The sequence below is a fragment of the Psychrobacter sp. TPE 89C genome (genome assembly GCF_055522395.1).
The window spans coordinates 1-1,546 of sequence record NZ_JBVFXW010000099.1; the positions used below are offsets into that span (position 1 = coordinate 1).

1 protein-coding gene is annotated in these 1,546 nt (G+C 47.2%); it reads left to right on the forward strand.

The features are described 5' to 3' along the window. The first annotated feature begins 17 nt into the window (after window positions 1–17). Window positions 18–1,544, forward strand: coding sequence for an acetaldehyde dehydrogenase ExaC (gene exaC / locus ACZW67_RS14255; RefSeq protein WP_465183802.1), 1,527 nt, complete (start codon window positions 18–20; stop codon window positions 1,542–1,544). The last annotated feature ends 2 nt before the right edge of the window (window positions 1,545–1,546 follow it).

The following is a 1,546-nucleotide window of genomic DNA, read 5'->3' on the forward strand; positions in this document are numbered from 1 at the left end:
ACAACAAGGAGCAGTTAATGTTATATCCCTATCCAAACACAGAAAAAAGCCAAGTCCAATTCCGCGAAAAATATGACAACTTCATCAATGGTGAATGGGTTGCACCCGTTGATGGTGAATACTTTGACAATACCAGTCCCATAGATGGCAAAGTCATCTGCCAAGTGGCCCGTTCAAAAGAGGCTGATATCGAAAAAGCCCTAGATGCCGCTCACGCTGCCAAAGATGCGTGGGGCAAAACCAGCGTGACGGAACGCGCCAATATCCTCCTCAAAATCGCTGACAAAATGGAAGCCAATCTTGAGTCTATCGCCATTGCTGAATGTTATGAAAACGGCAAACCGGTACGTGAGACACTCGCAGCAGATATCCCGTTAGCCGTTGATCACTTCCGTTATTTCGCCAGTGCCATTCGCGCTCAAGAAGGCGGCATCAGTCAGATTGATGACGATACCGTTGCTTATCATTTCCATGAGCCACTGGGTGTTGTCGGTCAGATTATCCCTTGGAACTTCCCTATCCTAATGGCCGTCTGGAAACTGGCACCTGCGCTTGCTGCTGGTAACTGTGTGGTTCTTAAACCTGCTGAACAAACCCCTGCCTCTATTCTCTATATGTTAGAGATTATCGGTGCTGCTGACTTGTTACCTAAAGGTGTATTAAACGTCGTCAATGGCTTTGGTGTCGAAGCTGGTAAGCCGTTAGCTTCTAACCCTCGTATCAATAAAGTAGCCTTTACGGGTGAGACCACGACAGGTCGTCTTATCATGCAGTATGCCAGTGAAAACATCATTCCTGTGACCTTGGAGCTGGGCGGTAAGAGTCCAAACATCTTCTTCGCTGACATTATGGATGAAGATGATGACTTCTTAGACAAGGCGGTTGAAGGTCTGGTGATGTTTGCACTTAACCAAGGGGAAGTCTGTACCTGCCCATCACGTGCACTGGTACATGAGAGTATCTATGATGAGTTTATCAAACGCTGTATCACTCGTGTTGAGGCCATCAAAATGGGCAATCCATTAGACACAGAGACGATGATTGGGGCACAAGCAAGCTCAGATCAATTAGAGAAGATCCTGTCGTATCTAGATATCGGTAAGCAAGAAGGCGCTAAAGTACTGGTCGGTGGTGAACGAGCCACGCACGATGGTGATCTTGGTGATGGCTACTACGTGCAGCCGACTATCTTTGAGGGCACAAACGATATGCGTGTGTTCCAAGAGGAAATCTTTGGACCGGTGCTTGCGGTGACGACTTTCAAAGATGACGAAGATGCGATGAGAATTGCCAACGATACGTTATATGGTCTGGGTGCTGGTATTTGGACGCGCAGTGTACATAAGGCGTATCGCTTCGGACGTGGTATTCAAGCGGGCCGCGTATGGACGAACTGCTATCACATCTATCCGTCGCATTCTGCATTCGGTGGTTATAAGCAGTCTGGTATCGGCCGTGAGAACCATTTGATGATGCTGGATCATTATCAGCAAACTAAAAACATGCTGGTGTCTTACGATCCTAAAAAAATGGGGTTCTTTTAAGC